Consider the following 487-nt stretch of genomic DNA (forward strand, 5'->3'; position numbering starts at 1 on the left):
TGATTTTGCGATTTTGTTCCGCACGAACGAACAGCCTCGTGCGTTCGAACATCTTTTCCCTGGCGCGAGGCGGTCATCAACCGCGTCCTCGCTCGCCTGGACACCTACGAGGCCCAGAACCCCAAGAACCGCTATGCCCGGGTCCTGAACCTCCGGATGAGGAGCCCGGAAGCCTCGATCGAGGAGCTGACCGAACAGCTCGCCCAGAACAGCAAGGAACGACTCAGTCCCGAGGCCTTCCGCAAGACCCTGCAACGGGCCCGCGAGAAGGTCGCCGAGCTGCTCGAACACGAATTGAAGGAAGGCATGACCCACCCGACCCGGGCCGACATCGAGGCCGAAATCCATGACCTCGGCCTGGGGGCCTTCTACCAGCGCTATCGGAGAAGAGACGCCCGCTAAAGTTACGTCGATCACCAGATCCGCGCAAATCCTTGACCTTTCCCCTCTCTCCATCTAGAGTTTAACGGGTAGCTGGCACGGAGAG

The 487-nt window shown here is 60.6% G+C and carries 1 protein-coding gene; it reads left to right on the forward strand.

Annotation, left to right across the window (positions count from 1 at the left end; all coding sequences use genetic code 11):
• The first annotated feature begins 156 nt into the window (after window positions 1-156).
• The gene (locus AB1L30_RS04845; protein WP_367012295.1) at window positions 157-402 is read left to right on the forward strand and encodes a hypothetical protein; all 246 of its coding nucleotides are present in this window, start codon (window positions 157-159) and stop codon (window positions 400-402) included.
• Window positions 403-487 lie beyond the last annotated feature (85 nt).

It is taken from the genome of Bremerella sp. JC817 (assembly GCF_040718835.1).
In the GTDB taxonomy this organism is placed as follows: Bacteria; Planctomycetota; Planctomycetia; order Pirellulales; family Pirellulaceae; genus Bremerella.